The organism is Streptomyces sp. NPDC050211 (assembly GCF_040656035.1).
Taxonomy (GTDB): Bacteria; Actinomycetota; Actinomycetes; order Streptomycetales; family Streptomycetaceae; genus Streptomyces.
Window position 1 is genome coordinate 290,855 of record NZ_JBFALC010000002.1, and the last position, 20,547, is coordinate 311,401.

22 protein-coding genes are annotated in these 20,547 nt (G+C 69.8%); 6 read left to right on the forward strand and 16 right to left on the reverse strand.

Annotated elements, in window-relative coordinates; translation table 11 throughout:
- Positions 1-3 precede the first annotated feature (3 nt).
- The 7 genes from mqnC to AB0I98_RS03350 all read right to left on the reverse strand — a co-directional run bounded on the left by mqnC (position 4) and on the right by AB0I98_RS03350 (position 9,041).
- Entirely contained in the window at positions 4-1,203 is a 1,200-nt protein-coding gene (gene mqnC, locus AB0I98_RS03320) for a cyclic dehypoxanthinyl futalosine synthase (RefSeq protein WP_210581056.1), read from the reverse strand.
- A gap of 72 nt (positions 1,204-1,275) precedes the next feature.
- Complete coding sequence (locus AB0I98_RS03325) at positions 1,276-2,004, reverse strand: A24 family peptidase (RefSeq protein WP_362934500.1); 729 nt, start codon at positions 2,002-2,004, stop codon at positions 1,276-1,278.
- 37 nt (positions 2,005-2,041) lie between these two features.
- Positions 2,042-2,485 (reverse strand): GtrA family protein, encoded by a 444-nt coding sequence (locus AB0I98_RS03330; RefSeq protein ID WP_362934503.1) that lies wholly within the window; start codon positions 2,483-2,485, stop codon positions 2,042-2,044.
- Positions 2,485-3,468 carry a glycosyltransferase family 2 protein gene (locus AB0I98_RS03335; protein ID WP_362934506.1) on the reverse strand — a complete coding sequence of 328 codons (984 nt, stop codon included), beginning with the start codon at positions 3,466-3,468 and terminating at the stop codon, positions 2,485-2,487. The genes AB0I98_RS03330 and AB0I98_RS03335 overlap by 1 nt, the downstream gene beginning before the upstream one ends.
- Positions 3,469-3,509: 41 nt before the next feature.
- Positions 3,510-6,059 carry a YfhO family protein gene (locus tag AB0I98_RS03340; protein WP_362934861.1) on the reverse strand — a complete coding sequence of 850 codons (2,550 nt, stop codon included), beginning with the start codon at positions 6,057-6,059 and terminating at the stop codon, positions 3,510-3,512.
- 364 nt (positions 6,060-6,423) lie between these two features.
- Positions 6,424-8,112, reverse strand: a complete 1,689-nt coding sequence (locus AB0I98_RS03345) for a protein kinase (RefSeq protein WP_362934509.1) — start codon at positions 8,110-8,112, stop codon at positions 6,424-6,426.
- A gap of 80 nt (positions 8,113-8,192) precedes the next feature.
- Positions 8,193-9,041: a menaquinone biosynthesis protein gene (locus AB0I98_RS03350; RefSeq protein WP_362934512.1), complete on the reverse strand. Its 849-nt coding sequence runs from the start codon at positions 9,039-9,041 to the stop codon at positions 8,193-8,195.
- 305 nt (positions 9,042-9,346) lie between these two features.
- On the opposite strand from AB0I98_RS03350, the gene AB0I98_RS03355 reads away from it, so the two are divergent.
- Positions 9,347-9,550, forward strand: a complete 204-nt coding sequence (locus AB0I98_RS03355) for a cold-shock protein (RefSeq protein ID WP_003992177.1) — start codon at positions 9,347-9,349, stop codon at positions 9,548-9,550.
- A 101-nt stretch (positions 9,551-9,651) separates the two neighbouring features.
- Here AB0I98_RS03355 and AB0I98_RS03360 read toward each other — a convergent pair whose 3' ends face one another.
- Positions 9,652-10,200, reverse strand: coding sequence for an XRE family transcriptional regulator (locus AB0I98_RS03360; RefSeq protein WP_362934515.1), 549 nt, complete (start codon positions 10,198-10,200; stop codon positions 9,652-9,654).
- A gap of 82 nt (positions 10,201-10,282) precedes the next feature.
- Between AB0I98_RS03360 and AB0I98_RS03365 the strand changes: the two genes are divergently transcribed.
- The 4 genes from AB0I98_RS03365 to AB0I98_RS03380 all read left to right on the forward strand — a co-directional run bounded on the left by AB0I98_RS03365 (position 10,283) and on the right by AB0I98_RS03380 (position 13,102).
- On the forward strand, positions 10,283-10,969 hold the full coding sequence (locus AB0I98_RS03365) for an AzlC family ABC transporter permease (protein WP_362934518.1): 687 nt from the start codon (positions 10,283-10,285) through the stop codon (positions 10,967-10,969).
- The gene (locus tag AB0I98_RS03370; RefSeq protein ID WP_362934521.1) at positions 10,966-11,280 is read left to right on the forward strand and encodes an AzlD domain-containing protein; all 315 of its coding nucleotides are present in this window, start codon (positions 10,966-10,968) and stop codon (positions 11,278-11,280) included. The genes AB0I98_RS03365 and AB0I98_RS03370 overlap by 4 nt, the downstream gene beginning before the upstream one ends.
- Positions 11,281-11,321: 41 nt before the next feature.
- Positions 11,322-11,960: a methyltransferase domain-containing protein gene (locus AB0I98_RS03375; protein ID WP_362934524.1), complete on the forward strand. Its 639-nt coding sequence runs from the start codon at positions 11,322-11,324 to the stop codon at positions 11,958-11,960.
- 242 nt (positions 11,961-12,202) lie between these two features.
- The gene (locus tag AB0I98_RS03380) at positions 12,203-13,102 is read left to right on the forward strand and encodes a LysR family transcriptional regulator (RefSeq protein WP_362934527.1); all 900 of its coding nucleotides are present in this window, start codon (positions 12,203-12,205) and stop codon (positions 13,100-13,102) included.
- Between the two features lie 16 nt (positions 13,103-13,118).
- On the opposite strand, the gene AB0I98_RS03385 is transcribed toward AB0I98_RS03380, so the two are convergent.
- The 5 genes from AB0I98_RS03385 to AB0I98_RS03405 all read right to left on the reverse strand — a co-directional run bounded on the left by AB0I98_RS03385 (position 13,119) and on the right by AB0I98_RS03405 (position 17,754).
- Positions 13,119-14,255, reverse strand: coding sequence for a substrate-binding domain-containing protein (locus AB0I98_RS03385; RefSeq protein WP_362934530.1), 1,137 nt, complete (start codon positions 14,253-14,255; stop codon positions 13,119-13,121).
- 116 nt (positions 14,256-14,371) lie between these two features.
- On the reverse strand, positions 14,372-14,674 hold the full coding sequence (locus AB0I98_RS03390) for a hypothetical protein (protein ID WP_362934533.1): 303 nt from the start codon (positions 14,672-14,674) through the stop codon (positions 14,372-14,374).
- Between the two features lie 309 nt (positions 14,675-14,983).
- Entirely contained in the window at positions 14,984-15,283 is a 300-nt protein-coding gene (locus tag AB0I98_RS03395) for a hypothetical protein (RefSeq protein WP_362934536.1), read from the reverse strand.
- Complete coding sequence (locus AB0I98_RS03400; RefSeq protein WP_362934539.1) at positions 15,280-15,780, reverse strand: hypothetical protein; 501 nt, start codon at positions 15,778-15,780, stop codon at positions 15,280-15,282. Before AB0I98_RS03400 ends, AB0I98_RS03395 begins: the two co-directional genes overlap by 4 nt.
- Before the next feature lie 30 nt (positions 15,781-15,810).
- Positions 15,811-17,754 carry an AMP-dependent synthetase/ligase gene (locus tag AB0I98_RS03405; protein WP_362934542.1) on the reverse strand — a complete coding sequence of 648 codons (1,944 nt, stop codon included), beginning with the start codon at positions 17,752-17,754 and terminating at the stop codon, positions 15,811-15,813.
- A 344-nt stretch (positions 17,755-18,098) separates the two neighbouring features.
- On the opposite strand from AB0I98_RS03405, the gene AB0I98_RS03410 reads away from it, so the two are divergent.
- Positions 18,099-18,947, forward strand: coding sequence for a MaoC/PaaZ C-terminal domain-containing protein (locus tag AB0I98_RS03410; protein WP_362934545.1), 849 nt, complete (start codon positions 18,099-18,101; stop codon positions 18,945-18,947).
- Here the strand turns inward: AB0I98_RS03410 and AB0I98_RS03415 are convergent.
- The 3 genes from AB0I98_RS03415 to AB0I98_RS03425 form a co-directional block, all read right to left on the reverse strand.
- Positions 18,935-19,600 (reverse strand): TetR/AcrR family transcriptional regulator, encoded by a 666-nt coding sequence (locus tag AB0I98_RS03415; RefSeq protein WP_362934548.1) that lies wholly within the window; start codon positions 19,598-19,600, stop codon positions 18,935-18,937. The genes AB0I98_RS03410 and AB0I98_RS03415 overlap by 13 nt on opposite strands.
- A 37-nt stretch (positions 19,601-19,637) precedes the next feature.
- A complete protein-coding gene (locus AB0I98_RS03420; RefSeq protein ID WP_362934551.1) occupies positions 19,638-19,937 on the reverse strand; it encodes a DUF4229 domain-containing protein in 300 nt (99 codons plus the stop codon).
- A gap of 85 nt (positions 19,938-20,022) precedes the next feature.
- Positions 20,023-20,547: a GNAT family N-acetyltransferase gene (locus AB0I98_RS03425; protein ID WP_362934554.1), complete on the reverse strand. Its 525-nt coding sequence runs from the start codon at positions 20,545-20,547 to the stop codon at positions 20,023-20,025.

Genomic DNA, 20,547 nt, shown 5'->3' on the forward strand with positions numbered 1-20,547 from the left:
ACGTCAGTTGGAAGCGAGGAGCTTCAGCTCGGGGTGTGCGGTGCCGCCCTCGATCGCGGTGGAGGAGATGTGGGACATGACGCGCTCGTCGACGGGGTCGTTGGCCGGGTCGTCGTGGACGACGAGGTGCTCGTACGTGGTCGAGCGCTGGGCCGGAACGCGTCCCGCCTTGCGGATCAGGTCGATGATCTCGAGGCGGTTGGAGCGGTGCTTGGCGCCCGCGCTGGAGACGACGTTCTCCTCCAGCATGATCGAGCCGAGGTCGTCGGCGCCGTAGTGGAGGGAGAGCTGGCCGACCTCCTTGCCCGTGGTCAGCCAAGAGCCCTGGATGTGGGCGATGTTGTCCATGAAGAGGCGGGCGATGGCGATCATCCGCAGGTACTCGAAGAGCGTGGCCTGCGTACGGCCCTTCAGGTGGTTGTTCTCGGGCTGGTAGGTGTACGGGATGAAGGCCCGGAAGCCGCCCGTGCGGTCCTGTACCTCGCGGATCATCCGCAGGTGCTCGATGCGCTCGGCGTTGGTCTCGCCCGTGCCCATGAGCATCGTGGACGTCGATTCCACGCCCAGCTTGTGCGCGGCTTCCATGATCTCCAGCCAGCGCTCGCCGGACTCCTTGAGGGGCGCGATGGCCTTGCGGGGGCGCGCGGGAAGGAGTTCCGCGCCGGCGCCGGCGAAGGAGTCGAGGCCGGCGGCGTGAATGCGTTGGATCGCCTCCTCGACGCTCACCTTGGAGATCCGGGCCATGTGCTCGACCTCGCTCGCCCCCAGGCTGTGGATGACGAGCTGCGGGAAGGCCTGCTTGATCGCCGAGAAGTGCTGCTCGTAGTACTCGACGCCGAAGTCCGGGTGGTGGCCGCCCTGGAACATGATCTGCGTGCCGCCGAGCTCGACCGTCTCGGCACACCGCCGCAGGATGTCGTCGAGGTCGCGGGTCCAGCCCTTGGCCGTGTCCTTGGGCGGCGCGTAGAAGGCGCAGAACTTGCAGGCCGTGACGCAGACGTTCGTGTAGTTGATGTTGCGCTCGATGATGTACGTCGCGATGTGCTCGGTCCCGGCGTACCTGCGCTTGCGTACGGCGTCGGCGGCGGCGCCGAGCGCGTGCAGCGGGGCGTCGCGGTAGAGGTCGAGCGCCTCCTCCGGGGTGATCCGCCCACCCTCGGCGGCACGGTCGAGGACGGACTGAAGGTCGGCCTTCTCGGTCACCGGAGCGTCCCTTTCGTCAAGGGTTGTGGACGGACTCAGCCAGCCTACGCCAGGCCTTTTATCCAGCCGACCTCAGGCCGTGTACGCCCCGATCAGCAATCCGACATACGCCCCCGCGATCAGGAACGGCCCGAACGGGATCGCCGTCTTCCGGCCCGCCTTCCGCGCGACGACGAGCGCACCGCCGTAGAGCGCCCCCAGCACGAACCCCGCGAGCGTGCCGAGCATCACCGTCGGCCAGCCGTACCAGCCCAGTGCGGCGCCCATGCCGAGGGCCAGCTTGACGTCGCCGAAGCCCATGCCGCCGGGGTTGATCAGGAACAGGACGAAGTAGCCGCAGCCGAGCGTCAGCGCGCCGAACAGGGCGGTGAGCCAGTCCCCGGTGTGCTCGGGGACGAGCGCGACAAGCCCGAGGAGGGCCAGGACCGCCGCCGCGAGCGGGAGGGTCAGTGCGTCCGGCAGGCGCTGCACCCGGAAGTCGACGACCGCGAGGAGCACGCCGACGGGGGCGAGGAGGAGCCAGACGGCGATTTCGGGGCGGGTGTCGGTGGCGGCGGCGAGGGCGGCGCAGACGAGGGCCGTGGCGAGCGGGAGGGCGGGGGTGGTGGCGGGGCCGTACGACGGGTCCGGGCACTCCGCACATCGCGCCCGCCCGGCCCATCCCCGGATCGGATGCCCGCCGGGGCACTGCTCGCGCCACTCCTCCCCCGACGGGACGGCGAAGCGGTAGGCCGCGCGGGGCAGCAGCGCACCCGTCACCGCGCCCCACAACGCGGCGACGATCACGAGGAGGCCAGTCACAAGGAGTCAGTATGGCAGCGGCACTTGTACCGGATCCTCAGTTCTGCCGGCCCTTCGGCAGCATGATCGTCCGGGACACCACGAACGTCGCCGGGATCGCCACCATCGACGCGAGCAGCGGAGCGAAGCGGCTCCCGGCGTGCAGGATGTCGACGATGACGTACACCCCTGCCGTGGTGACGACGAAGCTCGTCGCGTTCGTCAGGGGGAACAGCAGGAATTTCCGCCAGGTCGGCTTCGTCCGGTAAGTGAACCGGGTGTTGAGGAAGAAGGACCCGATCATGCTGAGGCCGGAGGCGACGAGATGCGCGGCCATGTACGGAAGGTGCGGCAGGAGCAGCAGGTAAAGGCCGTAGTACGTGCCGGTGTTGATGACACCGACGACGGCGAACACGACGATCTGGCCCGATATCGGGCGGGGTTCCGCCTCGGTTCCGGTTCGCGTGTTCGTCAAGGAATTGCGCGTCAGGGAATTGCTCATCAGGGAATGAGATCCTTGGTCGGGTGACCGCCGCACCGTGCCGGGTCCTGTGCTCGGTCCACGTTCGTCGCCTTCACCAGGAAGTGCGGGCGGCCCTTGACCTCGTAGTAGATCCGCCCGGTGTATTCGCCGATGATCCCCAGCATGATCATTTGCATGGCCGCCGCAGCGGTGACGGCCGTGATAATCGTGACATAGCCCGGGGTCTCGACGCCGTTGATGAGCGCGGCGCCCACGATCCACGCCGTGTACAGGCCCGTGCACAGCAGCAGTGCCATGCCGAGGTAGAGGGCGGCGCGCAGCGGGCGGTTGTTGAAGGAGAGCAGGCCGTCGAGGCCGTAGTTGAGCAGGCTGCGGAAGCTCCAGGAGCTGCTGCCGTGGGCGCGGGTGGCGTTCTCGTACTCGAAGGTGGTGCTGGGGAAGCCCACCCAGGCGAACAGGCCCTTGGAGAAGCGGTTGTACTCGGTGAGGTCCACGATCGCGTCCACCACACGCCGGGAGAGCAGACGGAAGTCGCCCACGCCGTCGACGAGTTCGACGTCGACGAGGCGGTTGATGAGGCGGTAGTAGAGGCGGGCGGTGACCGTGCGGGTGAGGCGGTCGCCGGTCCTGGTGCGCTTGGCGATGACCTGGTCGTAGCCCTGTGTGTGCAGTTCCACCATGCGGTGGATCAGCTCCGGCGGGTGCTGGAGGTCCGCGTCCATGACGATCACGGAGTCTCCCGAGGCATGGCGCAGACCGGCGAGCAGGGCTGCCTCCTTGCCGAAGTTCCGGCTGAAGGAGACATAGCGTACGCGCGCGTCGAGTTCGGCCAGCCGCTGCAACTCCTCGAGAGTCCGGTCGCGGCTGCCGTCGTCGACGTAGACGAACTCCATGTCGTGGCCGAGCGGCAGGAGTTCCTCCGCGATCTTCTGGACCGCGTCGTGGAACCGGGCTATGACGTCTTCTTCGTTGAAACAGGGTGCGACGATCGAGATGAGCATGGTTCGGGTACTCCCCGTGAGGTCCGGTCGGCGAGCGGTGGTCAGGCGCTCGGATGGTGGTGTGCGCGCCGTCGTCTGACCGCGGCGAGGACGCTGAGGGCGATGAGGGTCAGCAGGGAGGCGGCGCCGACGGCTCCGCCCAGGCGCAGGCCCGGTGGGTGGAACGTGCAGGTGAGACTGGTCGAGGAGCCGTCCAGGGGGACGGCGATCAGGCCGTAGTACTGCTTCGCGGGTACGGCGTCGGCGTCACCGGTCGCACAGCGCCAGCCGGCGATGCGCGGGGCCGCGACGACCGCGGTTCCCTTGCTGCCGGGCGGCAGTTCGGCGCGGATCGTGCCGTCGGAGACGGACACCTTCGTGGCGCCGGTGGTCTTCAGCCGGTCGACGGCGGCGCGCAGGCGCCCGGTGTCGAGGCAGCCGATCGCGCCCTCGGGGACGACGCCCGGCCGGTTGGGGGACAGCTCGATGCGGAGCCGTCCGGACGCCGGGACCGTGCCGAGGGGCTCGATCGCGGCGATCTTGGTTCCGGGGTCGGAGCGGAACCGCCCGGGGGTCTGCGACCCGGTGATGCTCGCGGTGCCCGAGAAGTGCGGGGCCCAGAGGTACGCCTCGCTGCCGGCCCGGCAGGTGGTGGTGACCGTCGACCTGCCGGGGCCGTTGACCCGCAAGCCCGGTCGGCTGTCGGCGCTGCGCTGCGGCTGCTTCCCGGAGGGGGTACGGACGGTGAGGGGCGGCACGGTGTAGACCCGGGCGCCCAGCAGCAGTTCCTGGTTGCGGTACGGCGACGGCCCGAAGGCGGAGACGTTCGCGCCGGCGGTCGGCCGCACCGTCACCAGAGGCGGCACGTCCTGCCGGGACACGGTCGCCTCGGTGCCGTCCTGCGGGAACCAGCCCTGATGCGGGTCCGGCGGTGAGTGCACGCGCGCGCCGACGGAGAAGATCGCGTCCGTGACGGCGTTGTCCAGGCTCTGGATGTTGCGGCCGCGCGAGGTGTAGCCGTCCCCGAGGGCGATGAGCGTGCGGCTGAGGACGTCGGCGGTCAGGCTGCTGTAGTACTGGGCGCCCTGACCGCCCACCATCAGCGGGTCGTTGCCGACGGTCTGCTCCCGGCCCGGGTCGGTCCGATAGCGGGGCCAGCCGTCGGCCTCGGCGATCGTGTCCGCCTGTTGCTGCTGCCGCGGTCCCCAGGGCGCGTAGTCGTCGAGGTGCCCGAAGCGCAGCCGGGTGGCGACGGCCGAGGTGGCGGTGGCCTCGCCGACCTGCGTGCCGATGAGCAGGGTCACGGCCAGTCCGGCGAGTACCGTCTTGCGCCCGCTGTGGTGGCGGGCCAGCAGGGCCAGCCCGCACAGGGCGCCCGCGGCGGCGACAAGGGTGAGCGGCAGGACGAACGAGCGGTCCGTCAGCGCACTGCGGCTCGCGACGGCGACGATCAGCGCCAGCAGTCCGCCCGCCGCACCCAACGCGCGCCGGCCGGGCGGGCCGTACGCCAGCGCATGCCACGCGGCGATCACCAGCAGCCCGCAGAGCACGAAGGTCTGGCGGTACGAGCTGCCGTTCGGGGTGGAGAAGGCGTGCCAGAGAAGGTGGGTCGGGCCCCACTGGAACGACAGCGCAACGGCGACGACGAGCAGCGTCCAGCCGTAGCGGACCGGGCGCGGGACCTTCCGGTGGAAGGGCAGGGCGAGGGCGAGCAGCAGCGCTGTGGTGCCGACGTAGATGGCGGGCGTACCGAAGTTGTACGTCGCCGGCAGCAGCCGGGCCACCATGTCTTCGGTCGATGAGGGGACGAACGTCCGGACCACACCGGGGTAGGCGTGCTTGGTGCCGAAGTACACGACGACCACCAGCGGCGCGGCCAGTCCCACGCCGAGCGCCATGGTCAGCACGGCGCGGCCCGCCGCCGCGAGGCGCTGCCGCCGGTCGAGGTCCGCGAGATACAGCCGCAGCAGCACCACCAGACCGGCGGCGAGCGTGGCCATGTACGCCGTGTAGAAGTTGGCGATCCAGACGAGCGCCACGATGACCACGCCGAGCACCCGGCGCCGGTCGTTCAGCGCCCACTCGCCGACCAGGCACAGCAGCGGCAGGGCGAGAAGTCCGTCGAGCCACATCGTGTTGTAGATGGCACTCGCAAGCGTCCAGCCGCACAGGGCGTACGACGCTCCCAGCAGCCCCGCGGCCCACCAGCGGCCGGGGCGCATCCTGAGCAGCAGCCAGGCCATCGCGGCCCCCGCCGACGCCACCTTCAGCAGGGTGATCACATACACCGCGAGGTCGATCTCGTCCCGCGGGAACACCCCTACGAGCAGGGCGAACGGGCTGCTGACGTACGTACCGAGGTCGGGCAGGAAGCTGGAGCCGTACCCGGACTGCCAGTTGACGAGGAGGCCGCCGTCGGCCCGCCCGTGCAGCAGGTCCCACAGGTGGGCGTGGAAGGGTACGTACTGGTTGCCGAGGTCGTTGACGCTGCGGGTGCGGGAGCCGAAGGGGTAGCTGCGGGCGATGATGTCGCCGGCGCACAGGACGGCGATGGTGAGGGCCGCGGCCAGCAGCGCGGCGGTGCCCGCCGGGCCGGTGGGGCGGCGGGGCAGCCGGAGGCGGAGCCGCGTCCGGGGTCCGTGCGTGGCTCCGGGCGACGGCGTTGCCCCGGTCGCCTGTTCCGTCCGTTCGAGACGGGTCGTCTGGTTCACACCCTGTCCCTGTCCGGTCGGCGGACCGGGTTCCTGTGAGCAGCGCCACTTCCACTCAGGGAACCGGCCATGGGCAGGCTCGTACTGACCATTCTCGGCAAGCCTCCGGAGAATTGCGGGTGATTCGCCGTCTTAGATGAGCGCTGCTCACGAATGGTTGTGTGACATGAGGAACTGTGGGGAAGAATTCCGGATACGTGCACCGGAGTTTCCCGAACAGGGCATTACCAAGAGGTAGACAAAAGGTGTCCTGAAGCGGGAACCGCTAATTGATCTTCGACATCCGGGCCGTCGGATTCCCCGACTCCGCGCTGTCCGACCGGTAGTTGAGATCGTCCCCGACCGGAGTGATCCGCACCGTCGCGGCAGCCTGGCTGCACCCCGCGTGATTGCCTTCCGCCCCCACGGACGTCGCCACGATCTCCTTCGCGGACACGCTCTTCAGAGTCAGTACGTCATTGCAGACGAGGCCGACCGGATCGGTCTGCCGAAGAGTCCCCAACTCCTCGCCCACGTCCGCCTTGTGGAGGGTGACCCGGAAGGTGCCCATGGGGAGGCTGCCGCCAAGTCCGGTGGCCCGGCCTTCCCAGGTGCCGAGGTAGGCGGCGGGCACGGCGGTCGGATTACCGTCACCCGGCTCACTGGACGCCGAGCTCGACGCCGAGCTGGAGGGTGAACCGCCCGCCGCGTCCGACCCGTTGTCGTCTCCCGGCAACAGGTCGAACACGAACACCGACCCCACCGTCACCGCCGCCAGCGCCCCCGCGACCGCGAGAGCCACCGTGCAGCTCACCTTCCGACCCCGACCACCGTCACCCGGCGCCGAGGTCGCCGCCACGGAAACGGAGAGCCTGCCGGGCTGCTGCGGGTGCACCGTCGGCGCGGCGTCCCGCGGCTCGGGCACGGAGGCCTGCGGCGCGGAACCCGACGGCCCGACGGACGGCATGACCGGCGACGGCGCGGAACCCGACGGCCCGACGGACGGCATGACCGGCGGCGGCCCGAACTCCCCCACCGACGGATTGCTGAACCCCACCGGCCCGGACGGCTGTTCCTCACCCGCCTCAAGATTCAGCAGCTGTACGGCACCCCGGCTCACCTGCTCCACCAGCGCCCCCGGCAGCCACCCACCGGCGACCAGCCGGGCCGCGCCCTCCGGAGCCAGTCGCCGGGCCACCTCACCCGGCGCGGGCCGCGCCCCCGGGTCCTTCCCGAGACAGGCCGCCACCAGCTCCCGCAAGTCACCAGTCAGGGACCCGAGTTCGGGCTCTTCGTGTACGACCTTGTAGAGCAGCGCCGCCGACGAGTCACCGGGAAACGGCGGCTCCCCCGTCGCCGCGTACGCCAGCACCGCCCCCAGCGAGAAGACGTCCGCCGCACCCGTGACGCCCTTGCCGAGGATCTGCTCGGGCGACATATAGCCGGGCGAGCCGATCGAGACGCCGGTGGAGGTGAGGGACGCCGTGCCGTCCGTGGCCCGGGCGATACCGAAGTCGATCAGCAGCGGTCCGTCGAGGGTGAGCAGCACATTCGAGGGCTTCACATCCCGGTGGACCAGCCCCAGTTCGTGCACGGCCGCCAGCGCCTCGGCCAGACCCGCACCCAAGGCCCGTACGGAATGGAGCGGCAGCGGACCTCGGTCCGCGATCGCCGCGCTCAGCGAGGGACCCGCCGCATACGCGGTGGCCACCCACGGCACCCGCGCGTCGGGGTCGGCGTCCAGTACCGGCGCGGTCCAGGAGCCGCCCACCCGGCGCGCGGCGTCGACCTCGCGCCGGAAGCGGGCGCGGAACTCCTCGTCGAGGGCGAAGTGCGGATGCACGATCTTCACCGCGACCGTGCGTCCGCCGGAGCTGCGGCCCAGATAGACCCGCCCCATGCCGCCGGAGCCGAGCCGGCCGAGCAGCCGGTAGGGACCCACGGTGGTGGGTTCGTCGACGTCGAGCGGTTGCATGGCGCGCCCCCCTCTCCCCCGCGCACGCCTGTCTCCTCCGCGTACGCCTGCAGTCCCGCAGCCTATTGGTACAGACGCTCCTACGGCTGGAGCAGATCCACCTTCACGTCGGCGGGGAAGCCGGTCGTCGGACCCACGCGGCGGGCGAACTCGGCGACCGCCTCCAACTGCGGACCTCCGAAGCGGAAGTCGAGGGTCGTGAAGTACCGCTCCAGGACCTGTTCGTCGAAGGCCTCCCAGCGGGCCGCCTGCTCGGCGACCTTGCCGACCTCGTCGAGGGAGAGGTTGCGGGAGGCGAGGAAGGCCTCGTGGACTGCACGGGTGATGACGGGCTCGCGCTCCAGGTAGTCGCGGCGGGCGGCCCAGACGGCGAAGACGAAGGGCAGGCCGGTCCACTCCTTCCACAGCGCGCCGAGGTCGTGCACCTCGAGGCCGAACCGCGGGCCGTCGAGCAGGTTGGCGCGCAGCGCGGCGTCCCCGATCAGTACGGCCGCCTCGGCCTCCTGCATCATCAGGCTCAGGTCGGGCGGGCAGGTGTAGTAGTCGGGCTGTACGCCGTAGCGGTCGGCCAGCAGCAGCTGGGCCAGGCGGACGGAGGTGCGCGAGGTCGAGCCGAGGGCGACCCGGGCGCCGTCCAGCCGGTCCAGCGGGACCTGCGAGACGATCACGCAGGACATCACCGGGCCGTCGCAGCCGACGGCGATGTCCGGGAAGGCGACCAGGTCGTCGGCGTTGCGCAGGAACTCCACGAGCGTGATGGGCCCGATGTCGAGGTCACCCTGGACCAGTTGCTCGCTGAGCTTCTCCGGGGTGTCCTTGGTCAGCTCGAAGTCGAGGAGGGTGCCGGTTCTCGCGAGCCCCCAGTACAGGGGCAGGCAGTTGAGGAACTGAATGTGGCCGACGCGCGGCCGGGTGCGAGAAATGTCCACATCGCGAGACTAGACCCCGTGGGGTACGGTGCACCCTTCAGGGTGCCGCGAACCGCCTCATAGGCCCCGTCAGCCCCCGCCTCGATCTTCAAACTTCCGAGTGACGTGATCTTGGCCTCTATTGCTTTCGGCTGCCTGCATGCTAGGCTCGCCGCAAGTTGCAGTTTGGTTTCCCTTGCAGTACAGAGCCTGCGGAGCATGTAACCGCGGGCTCTCGTCGTTTTCAGACGTATGCAGTTGTGCGGCACTGTTTTCACACTTGCAGGTTCTGGAGCAGGGCAACCCTTTGGGCCCAAGGAGGGCTTATGGCTACCGGAACCGTGAAGTGGTTCAACGCCGAAAAGGGCTTTGGTTTCATCGCCCAAGAAGGCGGCGGCCCCGACGTCTTCGTTCACTACTCCGCGATCAATGCGAGCGGCTTCCGCTCGCTGGAGGAGAACCAGCAGGTCTCCTTCGACGTCACTCAGGGCCCGAAGGGCCCGCAGGCGGAGAACGTCACCCCCGTCTGAGTCTTCGGCCTCGGAGCCTGGTGCTTTGATCCGGAACGAATAGCAGTACCCAAGGAGCCCCGCGCCGCAAGGCGACGGGGCTCCTGCCTTTGCTCGGGCCCTCACACGTGCTGCATGACCAGCACGAACGTCGTCCCGGCTGCCAGCGCCTCGTACGAGTGCGGCACATCCCCGCGATACGACATGTAGTCGCCGGGCCCCAGCTCGACCTCCTCGCCCCGGGGCCCCGCCTTCACCCGGCCCGTGCTGACGATCAAGTGCTCCACGCTTCCCGGAATGTGCGGCTCCGACTCCCGGGCCGGGCCCGGCTCCGCGCGCAGGTGGTAGATGTCCCGCCGGGCGCCGGGCGGACTGGCGGAGAGCAAGGTGGCCACGTAGTCCGCCCGTTCGGAGGCGACCGTGGGCCCCTCGCCCGCCCGGATCACCTGAACCGCCGAAGCCGGCGGCTCCACCAGCACGCTGAACGGCACCCCGAGCGCGACCCCCAGCGCCCACAGCGTCTCCACGCTGGGGTTTCCGCTGCCCGCCTCCAGCTGGGACAGCGTGGACTTGGCGATCCCCGCCCGTTTGGCCAGCTCGGACAGCGACAGCCCGGCCCGGGTGCGCTCGCGGCGCAGGGAGGCGGCGATCCAGGTGAGGGGCTCGCTCATGCGCTTCACTTCCCGTCGTTCGCTCTACAGGTACGTTCGTTCGGCTTGACGAACAGCCATCCGGGTGTCCATCCTGGAGAACATGCGTTCGCTACTCCGAACACCGATGATGGCACCTCTGGTGCGCGACAGCGCCCTCGTCTGGCTGGCGAGCGGTGTCGTCGGCGTCTCCTTCGGCGCGGTCGCGGTGGCCGGCGGGCTGCCGGTCTGGGTGCCGGTGGTGATGTCGCTGGTCGTGTACGCGGGCTCGGCACAGTTCAGCGCGGTCGGCGTACTGCTCGCCGGCGGCGGGCCGTTCGCCGCGGCGGCGACCGGACTGCTCCTGAACACCCGGACGGCGGCCTTCAGCCTGGCCGTGGCGGACGTCCTCGGCGGCCGGAGCCGGCTCGCCCGCTTCCTCGGCGCCCACCTCGTCACCGACGAGACGGTCGCCTTCACCCTCGCCCAGTCCGATCCGGTACGACGCCGCACGGCATTCTGGGTGAACGGCCTCGGCCTCTTCGCCGCCTGGAACATCGGCGTCCTCGCGGGCGCACTCGCCGGAAGCGCGCTCGGCGACACGGCGACGTACGGCCTCGACGCGGCCTTCCCCGCCGTCCTGATGGCGCTGGTGCTGCCCGCCCTGCGCAAGGACGCGGGCATACGACGGGCCGCCGTGCTCGGCGCAGTCGTGGCACTGGCGGTGACCCCCGCCGTCCCAGCCGGGGTGCCGGTGCTGCTCGCGCTCGCCGGGCTGTTCGTATACGGACGGAGGCGGGCGGCGGCATGAGCACGACGGTCGCGATGATCCTGGCGCTGGCAGTGGGGACGTACGCCTTCCGGCTGGTCGGGCCGGTTCTGTACGGACGTGTGGAACTCCCGCTGAAGATCCAGGAGTTGATGTCAGCGGGCGCGGTCGTCCTGCTCGCCGCGCTGCTGGCGACCGGCGCGCTGACCGAGGGCGGGGACTTCGCGGGGTGGGCGCGGCCGGGTGGGGTGCTGGTCGGGGGTGTGCTGGCGTGGCGTCGGGCGCCGTTCGTGGTGGTGGTGCTGGGGGCGGCGGCCACAACGGGGGTGCTGCGGGCGGCGGGTGTGGCGTGATTGTCAGGGACTGTCAGTGGGTCTCGGTAGGGTCCCCGGCCATGACCGAAGCCGACTTCCTCACCACCACGCGCACCTTCTACGACGCCATCGCCGAGGACTACGCCGACCTCTTCCGTACCGAACTGGCCAAGCCCCTGGACCGGGCGGTGTTCGCCGGGTTCGCGGAACTGGTGGGGGCAGGGGGCCGCGTGGCCGACCTGGGCTGCGGGCCGGGGCGGGTCACGGCCCACCTCGCCTCCCTAGGACTGTCCGTCTTCGGGCTCGACCTCTCGGAGTCGATGCTCGCGATCGCCCGGCGGGAGAACCCGGGGCTGCGGTTCGAGCAGGGCTCGATGCTGGAGCTGGACCTTCCCGACGGTTCCCTCGCGGGCGCCGTCTCCTGGTACTCCTCCATCCACACCCCCGTGAACGAACTCCCCTCCCTCTTCGCCGAGTTCCGCCGCGTCCTCGCACCGGGCGGCCACCTCCTGATCGCCTTCCAGATCGGCGACGAGCCCCGCCGCCACGAGCGGCCCTGGGGCCACGAGGTAACGCTGGACTTCCAACGACGCCAGCCGGACCAGATCGACGGCTTGCTCAGGGCGGCAGGGTTCGCGCCTGTCATGCGGATGGTGCGAGAGCCAGCCCCGAACGAGACGACGCAACAGGCGATGTTGATCGCCCGCAAACCCACCTAGCATCAGCGCCCCGTCAGGGGCGCGGGGCTGTATCTATATGCGGCTCCGCCGCGTGGGCGCGACCAGCCACAACGAACCCGCAGCGTGTGGGTCGGCACCCGCTCCTCCCCCGCACTCGGTCCGGACCCGGCGGAGGCGCGGAGCGGGTTGCCGCCCGGGCCCTGGAGAGATCGTCGTACAGGAGCCAGAGGCCAGTCAATCCTAAGGTTTTGTCACTAACTCTTAGTGTTAGCTTGGGTGTTGTGACCCTTGACGACCTGCGTGTATTCGTGGCGGTGTGCCGGGCCGGGAGCCTCAGTGCGGTGGCGCGTGATCTCTCGTGCACCCAGTCCGCGGTGAGCCAGCACGTGAAGCGGCTGGAGCGGGAGACGGGGGTCAGCCTGCTGGAGCGGCAGCCGCGGGGTGTCGTACCGACGCCCGCGGGCCGCGTACTGGAGGCGGCCGCGTCCGAAGGGCTCGTCGGGCTGGAGCTGGCGCTGCGGCGGCTGCGGGATCTGGCCGACGGGGAGAGCGGCACGGTACGGGTGGCGACGGGCGCGACGACCGTACGGCACTTCATGTCGGACGCGGTGGTGACGTTCCGGCAGCGGCACCCCAAGGTCAACCTGGAGTTCCGTACGGAGAGTTCGAGCCGCGCGTGTTTCGACGCGCTGGCCGACAGCGACCTGGACCTGGCGTGGATCACGCTGGGCCGGCCGGTGCGGGGCATCGAGCAGCGGCCGGTGGTGGAGCTGCCGTGGGTGCTGGCGGTGCGGGCCGGCGATCCGCTGGCCGACCGCGCGTCCCTGGACGCCGCCGAGTTGGAGGACGTACGACTCATCCGACTGCCTCCGACCTCCACCTCGGCCGCCCATCTCGACGCCGCCTGCGCCGACTTGGGCGTACGTTTCAGCTTCGACACCAGCGTGGCCGACTGGGACACGGCGCTGCTCCTGGCCGAGCTGGGGGTCGGGCGGGCGGTCGTGCCCGCGTTGCCGGGGCTGTCCGTCCCGGGCACCGGAGCGCTCCGCCTGATCCCGCTCCCCAGCCTCCGCCCACTGCCCGTCGGCTGGGCCGTGCGCCGCTGGGACGCGCTCAGCCCGCCGACCAGGGCGTTTGCGCACTTGGTCGAGAGCTACCGAAGGGACGGCGCGCGGCCCTGACCGCTCCGCTCCGGGCTCACTTCAGGCCGATCGCCGCGCAGTCCGCCGCATACTCCGCGGTGCAGATCTCCTTGACGGTGTAGACGTCGTCCTGGATCAGCGTCTCCTCGATGTTGTCCTGGGTGACGGCGATCACCGGCACCAGCTGTGCGGGAATGTCGTCCTGCGTCGGGCTGTCGATCTTGTCCTGGGTCAGTGCGTCGAACTCGATCGAGCGCCCCTGGACCTTGTACACGGCCATCTTCGCGGCCTGGGTCGCCTCCTGGGCGAACGGCTTGTACACGGTCATGTACTGGTCGCCCGCGACGATCCGCTGCACCGCGTCCAGATTCGCGTCCTGCCCGGTCACCGGCGGAACCTTGCTCGCGCCCGCCGCCTTGAGCGCCTTGATGACGGGGCCCGCGAGACCGTCGCTCGCCGCGTACACGGCGGCGATGTCGTCCAGCCCGACGGCCTCGATCGCCTTCCCCATGTTCGCTTCGGCGACGTCGGGCGACCACTTGTCCGTGTCGTACTGCTGGACGATGTTGACCTTGCCCTCGAGTTCGTCGAGCGCGCCCTTCTTGAACAGTGCCGTGTTCGGGTCACCGGGATCGCCGTTCATCATGACGACCTTGGCGGACTCGGCCCGCGAGCCGAGTTCGCCCATGATGGCGCGGCCCTGCACCTCGCCGACCAGCTCGTTGTCGTGGGAGACATACGCGTCGATGGGCCCCTGCGCGAGCCGGTCGTAGGCGATGACCGGAATGTTCGCGTCCTTGGCCTTCTGTACGTCCGAGGCGATGGCCTTGGCATCCAGCGCGTCGACGAGGATGACATCCACCTTGTCGTCGATCATCTTCTGGAACTGCCGGCTCTGCTCGGCCACGCTCGCCTCGGCGTTGGCGTAGACGACCTTGCCCTTGTTGTTGGTGAGGGTCGCGACTTCCTTCTTGATCAGCGGGTGGTCGAACTTGTCGAAACGGGTCGTGTCCTTGTCCGGCAGGAGGAGACCCACCGTGATGTCGTCGCCCTTCTCCGGGGACGCGGAGCTGTCGCTGTCCCCGATTCCGTCGACGACACCGCACGCGGCGATCGACAGGGCCGAGGCGGAGGCGGCGAGGGCTATACCGATACGGCGCAGGACTGATGTGTGGGGGGAACGAGGGTTCACTACTGGAGCCTTCCGAGCGGATGAGCGGCGTTGCTACCCGGGTGGCGGTAGCCAATGCCCCGACGGCATGTCACGTCAAGCGGTTGTCGTCACAGGACGGCAACCGTTTTCTGCACTCACAACCCCGGCTCCTTGAGGGCGAGTTCCACCCCCACCGTCTTCCCGACGTCGCGCTCCGCAACACCCCAGGTGAGAGCAAGCAGCGAGACAAGAATCAGCCCCCGCCCGGGAACACGCCCATGCGTCACGGCATTCGCCGCGAGCTCGGCGACGAGCTGTTGCGCGGTGCGGTTCACCCCACTGTCGTACGGGTGCCCCCACGCGGCGAGTTGCAACGCGGTGAGTCGTCTGGCGAGCCGGGCACCTCGGGGCGTGGCGTTCAAGCGCTGGGGGGCGGCCGGAGACGCCGACGGAGGCATATGGAAGCTCGGCCGGAATTCCTGGAGAAGGACGATGAGTTGCTGGATGCGGGTGGGTTGTGGAAGGAGGCGATCCCGGACGTTGAGAGGGCAATGAAGAAGGCTCGGACCAGGCATCCCTAGTGGTATCGGAGTTATGCGGGACTGAAAGCCGAGGCGTTGTCGCTGTACGACTACAGCACCATGTTCGCGTTCTGCCTGGTGTGCGCGGCCGGTCTCGGAGCAGCGGACGAGCACCTGCTCACGCGCGTGCTGCATTGGGAGAGCTACTTCGCGCACCTGTCCGCCGCAGATCCCTGGCGCGGCCGATCAGCGGCGGGCGGCGGCCCTGGTCCGGGCCGCTGCCTGGATGGCCCGCACGTAGGGCAGATCCTCATCCTGCGTGGCCGGGGACAGTTCCTCGAAGGGGACGAGTGCCGCATGGCTCTCGTCCCGGCTCTCCATCCAGGCGGCCCAGGCGTCGTGGACATCGGCCGCGGTGACCTGCTCGCCCTTGGCCCGCATCAGGACGGCGTACAGCAGGAAGAGTCCGTCCGAGTCCGACGGCGGCCGGGCCTCCGGCGGCAATAGTTCGCGTATCAGGCCGGCGTCCGCGCGTAGATAATTCACGTGGAGAGTATGCCGATGAACAGACCCGCGTGCAATGCCGCAAACACCCAGGGGATTTTCCGTTCAGTAGCACCCAACTCGGCATACCTGGTCCACCGCGGCCCGCCGGAGTTCCGGGTCAGTATCTCCCACTCCTTACTGAAAACCTGAAGCGGCAGCCGCGGTTCAACGGCATTGATGATGTCGAATTTCGCGCGGTTGAGCGTGCGGTAACTGTGTAACTGAATCCACCAGACCAGCGAGATGGAGATTCCGGCGAGCGCCAATACGAGCGCCGCCCACCACGGCACACGCGCGTTGTCCGTGGCGGTGACACCCATCGCGCCGAGGAAGGCGGTCTGGACGGAGAGAAAGAAGGCGTTCGCAGTCGCTCGCCGTGACGAGACCCGATCCGACATTTCGACGGCCATCTTGTACAGGTCGAGCAGTTCCGGCGACGGCGCGCGGACTTCCGTGCGGGCGGAATCCCCTGCGGGGGCGGCGGGTTCGGAGGTCACCCGTTCCTGATGCCCCCACCCGCCGCGCAACTAACGTTCGTACAGCCGCTCCACATCCGCCGCGAAGTCCCGCATGACCACCTCGCGGCGCAGCTTCATGGAGGGCGTCAGATGGCCGGAGAACTCCGTGAAGTCCTGCGGCAGGATCGCGAAGCGGCGGATCGATTCGGGGCGGGAGACGAGCTTGTTGGCGTCGTCCACGGCGCGTTGCAGGATGGCGGTCAACTCCTCGTCGTTGACCAGGAGTTCGGCGGGGACCGGGTGTTTGCCGTTCATGCGGCGCCAGTGGGTGATGCCGTCCATGTCGAGGGTGATCAGCGCGGAGACGTAGGGGCGGCCGTCGCCGACGACGATCGCCTGGGAGATCAGCGGGTGGGAGCGGAGCCAGTTCTCCAGCGGCATCGGGGCCACGCTCTTGCCGCCCGCGGTGATCAGGAGTTCCTTCTTGCGGCCGGTGATGGTCAGGTAGCCCTCGTCGTCCAGCGCACCGATGTCCCCCGTCGCCAGCCAGCCGTCGGGGGCCGCGGGGACCACTCCGCCGGCCTGCGGGTCCCAGTAGCCGCGCAGTACTTGACCGCCGGCCAGCAGGATCTCGCCGTCCGCGGCGATGCGGACCTTCGTGCCGGGGAGCGGCCAACCGACCGTGCCCAGGCGGGGTTTGAGCGGGGGCGTGATGGTCGCCGCGGCCGTGGTCTCCGTCAGGCCGTAGCCCTCGTAGATCTCGATGCCCGCCCCGGCGTAGAACGCGGCCAGCCGCCTGCCGAGCGGGGAGCCGCCGCAGATCGCGTACCGCACGCGTCCGCCCATGGCGTTGCGGATACGGCGGTAGACCAGGGGGTCGTAGAAGCTACGCGCGGCTTTCAGCGCCCGGTTGGGGCCCGAGCCCGTCCCCGTCTGTTTCGCCTCCATCGCCTCGCCGTACTTGACGGCCACGTTCGTCGCACGGTCGAACGCCGAGACCCGGCCGCTCGACTCCGCACGGGCGCGCGCGCTGTTGAAGATCTTCTCCAGCATGTACGGGATGGCCAGCAGACACGTCGGTTTGAAGCTCGCCAGGTCCGGCAGCAGGTCGTCCGGTTTCAGGCTCGGCGCATGACCCAGCCGTACTCCCGCCCGGACGCATGCGATCGCCACCATCCGGCCGAAGACATGCGACATCGGCAGGAACAGCAGCACCGACGCCTCTTCGCTCGTGCGCGCCTTGAAGATCGGGTACAGGAGTTCGATCGCGTTGTCGACCTCGGCGAAGAAGTTGCCGTGGCTGAGCGCGCAGCCCTTGGGGCGGCCGGTCGTACCCGAGGTGTAGATGAGGGTGGCGAGGGTGTCGGGGACCAGCATCCCGCGGCGTACGTCCACCTCCTGGTCCGGCACCTGCTCGCCCAGCTCCGCCAGCCGGTCCACATGGCCCTTCTCGATGACCCACATATGGCGCAGGTCGGGCAGACGTTCGCGCTCGGGGCCGATGGCGGCGGCCTGGGATGCGGTCTCGGTGACCAGGGCGACCGCGCCGGAGTCCTGGAGGATCCAGCGAACCTGGTAGACGGAGGAGGTGGGGTAGACGGGGACGGTCACCAGGCCGGCGGCCCAGGCGGCGAAGTCGAGGAGCGTCCACTCGTATCTCGTACGGGCCATGACGGCGACCCGGTCGCCGGGGACCAGCCCCTCGGCTATCAGCCCTTTGGCCACCGCGTGCGCCTGCGCGGCGAACTCGGCCGCCGTCACGTCGATCCAGTCGCCTTCCTCCGTCTTGCGGCTGAGGACCACATGCCCCGGCTGCGTCTCCGCGCGGTCGAACGGCAGGTCGGCGAGCGAGCCGTGCACGGCCGGTGCGACCAGCGGCGGAATGGACACCTCCCGCACCACTCCGTCCAGCCGACGGATCTCCGGCGCCCTGAGGATCGGCTCACCGTCGTAGTCGAGGTCGATGCCGAAGTCGGGGGTGGAGCCGGAAGGGGACGCTTGCGGAATCGACATGGGCAGCTCCTGGGGCGTGCAGCTCGTACGGCTCTGCTGCATGTAGTACGCGCAGCGCGTACTGCGGCGTTCACCAGCGGTGTGCGGCCGCGCGTGTTACCGCTGGTTAGGTGGGCGATCGTACGGCGCACAGGTGTGGAGTTCGTGCGGGTTACGGGGTGGTAAGGGGCCGGGGATGTGCAACCTCGGCGATCACACAGGAACCTGCCCGCCGGACATCAACTTCCCTAGTTTACCGGCGCGTTGGAACCCCCCTAAGGTGAGGAATCCTCACCTCCCGACCTGGCCTTACCTGAGGTAACTTTACTTCAGAGTAAGCAGATTCTTCGCGTGGGGAGATGACCATGGCCGACCTGACCGACGCGCCCGCGCTCACGCCCCTGCTCGCCCGCGGCGCCCTCCTCTCCCCCTTCAAACGGCCCCGCCCGGACGCCGACTTCCCCCGCACCCGGCTCGTCCTGCCCGGCGTCCGCATCGACCTCGCCCGGCTGGCCGCCTACGAACGCGTCTGCGGCTTCGCCACCGGCGACGACGCGCTGCCGGTCACCTATCCGCAGGTGCTGGGCTTCCCGCTGGCCATGCGGCTGATGAGCGGCCGGGGCTTCCCGCTGCCCCTGCTGGGACTCGTCCATACGTCGATCGAGATCACCCAGCGGCGTGCGCTCCCGGCGACCGGGGAGTACGAAGTCACCGTCCACGTCGAGGGACTGGCGCCCCACCGGCGGGGCACGGAGGCCGCCGTGGTCACGGAGATGCGGGCGGCGGGGGACGTCGTATGGGAGTCGCGGAGTACGTATCTCGCCCGGCACCGGACGGACGCCCGCACCCCACCATCTCCGACTCCGACTCCGACTCCGAAGGAAGAGACGGAGCCGTTGCCCGTCATCGCCGAGTGGCGGCTGGCCGGAGACATCGGGCGGCGGTACGCGGCCGCGTCCGGAGACCGCAACCCGATCCACCTCTACGCCTTCACGGCCCGGCTCTTCGGCTTCCGGCGAGCCATCGCGCACGGGATGTGGACCGTGGCGCGATGCCTGGCAGCGCACGGCGTCCCGGAACGGGCGATGGTGCGGGCGCAGTTCAAGGCACCGGTGCTGTTGCCGGGGACGGTGACGTACGCGGCGGACGGCGATCGCTTCGAGCTGCGAGGCGGCCACCGGACGCATCTGACCGGCGCCGTCTACCCGGCCTGAGCCGCCTCCGACTCCTCCGGCGGGGACCAGGGGCGGCCCGCCATCAGGCCGCCCAGGCCGGCCCAGGCGAAGTTCATGAGGGTCGCGGCGGCCTGGCGGGCGGTCACGCCCGGGGTCGCGTTGGCCCAGGCGGCGAGGGACTCGGCGGCGCCGACCAGGGCCTCCGCGAGACCGGCGACCTCACGCTCCGGCAGATCAGGGTCGTGGTGCGCCTCGCGGGCGCCGGCCAGGATCAACTGCGTCACGAACGCGACGATCTCCTCGCGCATCGCGGTGACTTCGGAAGCGAACGGCTCGCCGTGCGTACGGGCCTGGAGGTGCAACACCGACCAGCCGTCCGGGTTCTGCGCGGTGTGCGTGAAGAACGCCCGCAGTCCCGCCCAGAGTTGGCGGTCGGCGGGCAGTCCCGGGTCGACGCCCTTGCGGACCGCTTCGGTGAGCGCGGTCGCCTCGCGGCGGATGCACGCCGTGAAGAGGTCTTCCTTCGAGTTGAGGTACAGATAGACCAACGGCTTGGAGACGCCCGCCAGTTCGGCTATCTCGTCCATCGACGCGGCCATGTATCCCCGCTGGCCGAAGGTCCGCACGGCGGCGTCGAGCATCTGCTGCTCACGTACGGCACGCGGCATCCGCTTGGTCTTCACGGCACCCATGGGGGTCAGCCTACGGTTCGCAGGCCGCGGCAGAGCCTTAAGAGGCCTGCCCCTGCGCACGGGAGGCGTCGTCCGCCACGTCCTCCTGGGAACGGTTGGCGTCCAGGTTGGCCTTCACCCGGTCCACTTTCTGGACGATCCGCACCGACGCCCGGTCCCGCTCCTTGCGCAGCGCCACGAAGCTGATCGGGGCGGAGATCACCAGAGCCAGCAGGACGACCCACATGCCGTTGGACTCGCCGAGACCGCGCGGGGCCAGGCCGGAGTAGACGAGGCCCCAGACGACCACGAGGCAGCCCACGAAGATCCCGAGGCGCATCAGTGTGTAGCGGAGCATCTCAATCCACTCTTCCGATTCCAAAAAGGTCCGTCATCCAGTGAAGCACGCGCACCTCCCGATCTTGGAGGGGGGTGTACGACGCTCAGCTCAGCGTCAGCAGCATGTGGACGTCGTCCCGGTCGTCGCCGGGAGCGACGCGGATCGCGCCGGGAACCCGGCCGACCTCCTTGTAGCCGCAGGAGCCGTAGAACCGCTCCAGGCCGTTGCCGCCCCGGCAGGTGAGCCGGATCGCCTCGATGCCGTCGAAGCCGCGGGCCGCGTCCTCGGCGGCGGACAGCAGGTCACGGCCGTAGCCCCGGCCCTGGTGCCGCGGGTGCACCATCACCGTGTACAGCCACAGCCAGTGCGTCATCAGCCGGTGCGTGTTGAACGTGAGGAAGGCGGTCGCCGCGACCTGCCCGGCCTCGTCGTGCCCGACGAGCAGCCGGGTGCGGCTCTCCGCCATCGCCGCGAAGTGCTTCACCAGCTCCGGGCGTATCGCCTCCCGCGTCACCGGGGGCACGAAGCCGACGGATCCGCCCGCGTTGGAGACGTCGGTCCACAGGTCGAGAATGCCGTCGCGGAGGGCGGGATCGACGGCGGGGTCCAGGGTGAACGTAAGGGACAC

Excerpts from the sequence above, each read along its gene's own strand:
- AB0I98_RS03330 (WP_362934503.1), bottom strand. The coding sequence starts at position 2,485 with ATGAGCAATTCCCTGACGCGCAATTCCTTGACGAACACGCGAACCGGA.
- AB0I98_RS03335 (WP_362934506.1), bottom strand. The coding sequence starts at position 3,468 with ATGCTCATCTCGATCGTCGCACCCTGTTTCAACGAAGAAGACGTCATA.
- AB0I98_RS03345 (WP_362934509.1), bottom strand. The coding sequence starts at position 8,112 with ATGCAACCGCTCGACGTCGACGAACCCACCACCGTGGGTCCCTACCGG.
- AB0I98_RS03355 (WP_003992177.1), top strand. The coding sequence starts at position 9,347 with ATGGCTACCGGAACCGTGAAGTGGTTCAACGCCGAAAAGGGCTTTGGT.
- AB0I98_RS03360 (WP_362934515.1), bottom strand. The coding sequence starts at position 10,200 with ATGAGCGAGCCCCTCACCTGGATCGCCGCCTCCCTGCGCCGCGAGCGC.
- AB0I98_RS03365 (WP_362934518.1), top strand. The coding sequence starts at position 10,283 with ATGCGTTCGCTACTCCGAACACCGATGATGGCACCTCTGGTGCGCGAC.
- AB0I98_RS03370 (WP_362934521.1), top strand. The coding sequence starts at position 10,966 with ATGAGCACGACGGTCGCGATGATCCTGGCGCTGGCAGTGGGGACGTAC.
- AB0I98_RS03375 (WP_362934524.1), top strand. The coding sequence starts at position 11,322 with ATGACCGAAGCCGACTTCCTCACCACCACGCGCACCTTCTACGACGCC.
- AB0I98_RS03390 (WP_362934533.1), bottom strand. The coding sequence starts at position 14,674 with ATGCCTCCGTCGGCGTCTCCGGCCGCCCCCCAGCGCTTGAACGCCACG.
- AB0I98_RS03405 (WP_362934542.1), bottom strand. The coding sequence starts at position 17,754 with ATGTCGATTCCGCAAGCGTCCCCTTCCGGCTCCACCCCCGACTTCGGC.
- AB0I98_RS03410 (WP_362934545.1), top strand. The coding sequence starts at position 18,099 with ATGGCCGACCTGACCGACGCGCCCGCGCTCACGCCCCTGCTCGCCCGC.
- AB0I98_RS03415 (WP_362934548.1), bottom strand. The coding sequence starts at position 19,600 with ATGGGTGCCGTGAAGACCAAGCGGATGCCGCGTGCCGTACGTGAGCAG.
- AB0I98_RS03420 (WP_362934551.1), bottom strand. The coding sequence starts at position 19,937 with ATGCTCCGCTACACACTGATGCGCCTCGGGATCTTCGTGGGCTGCCTC.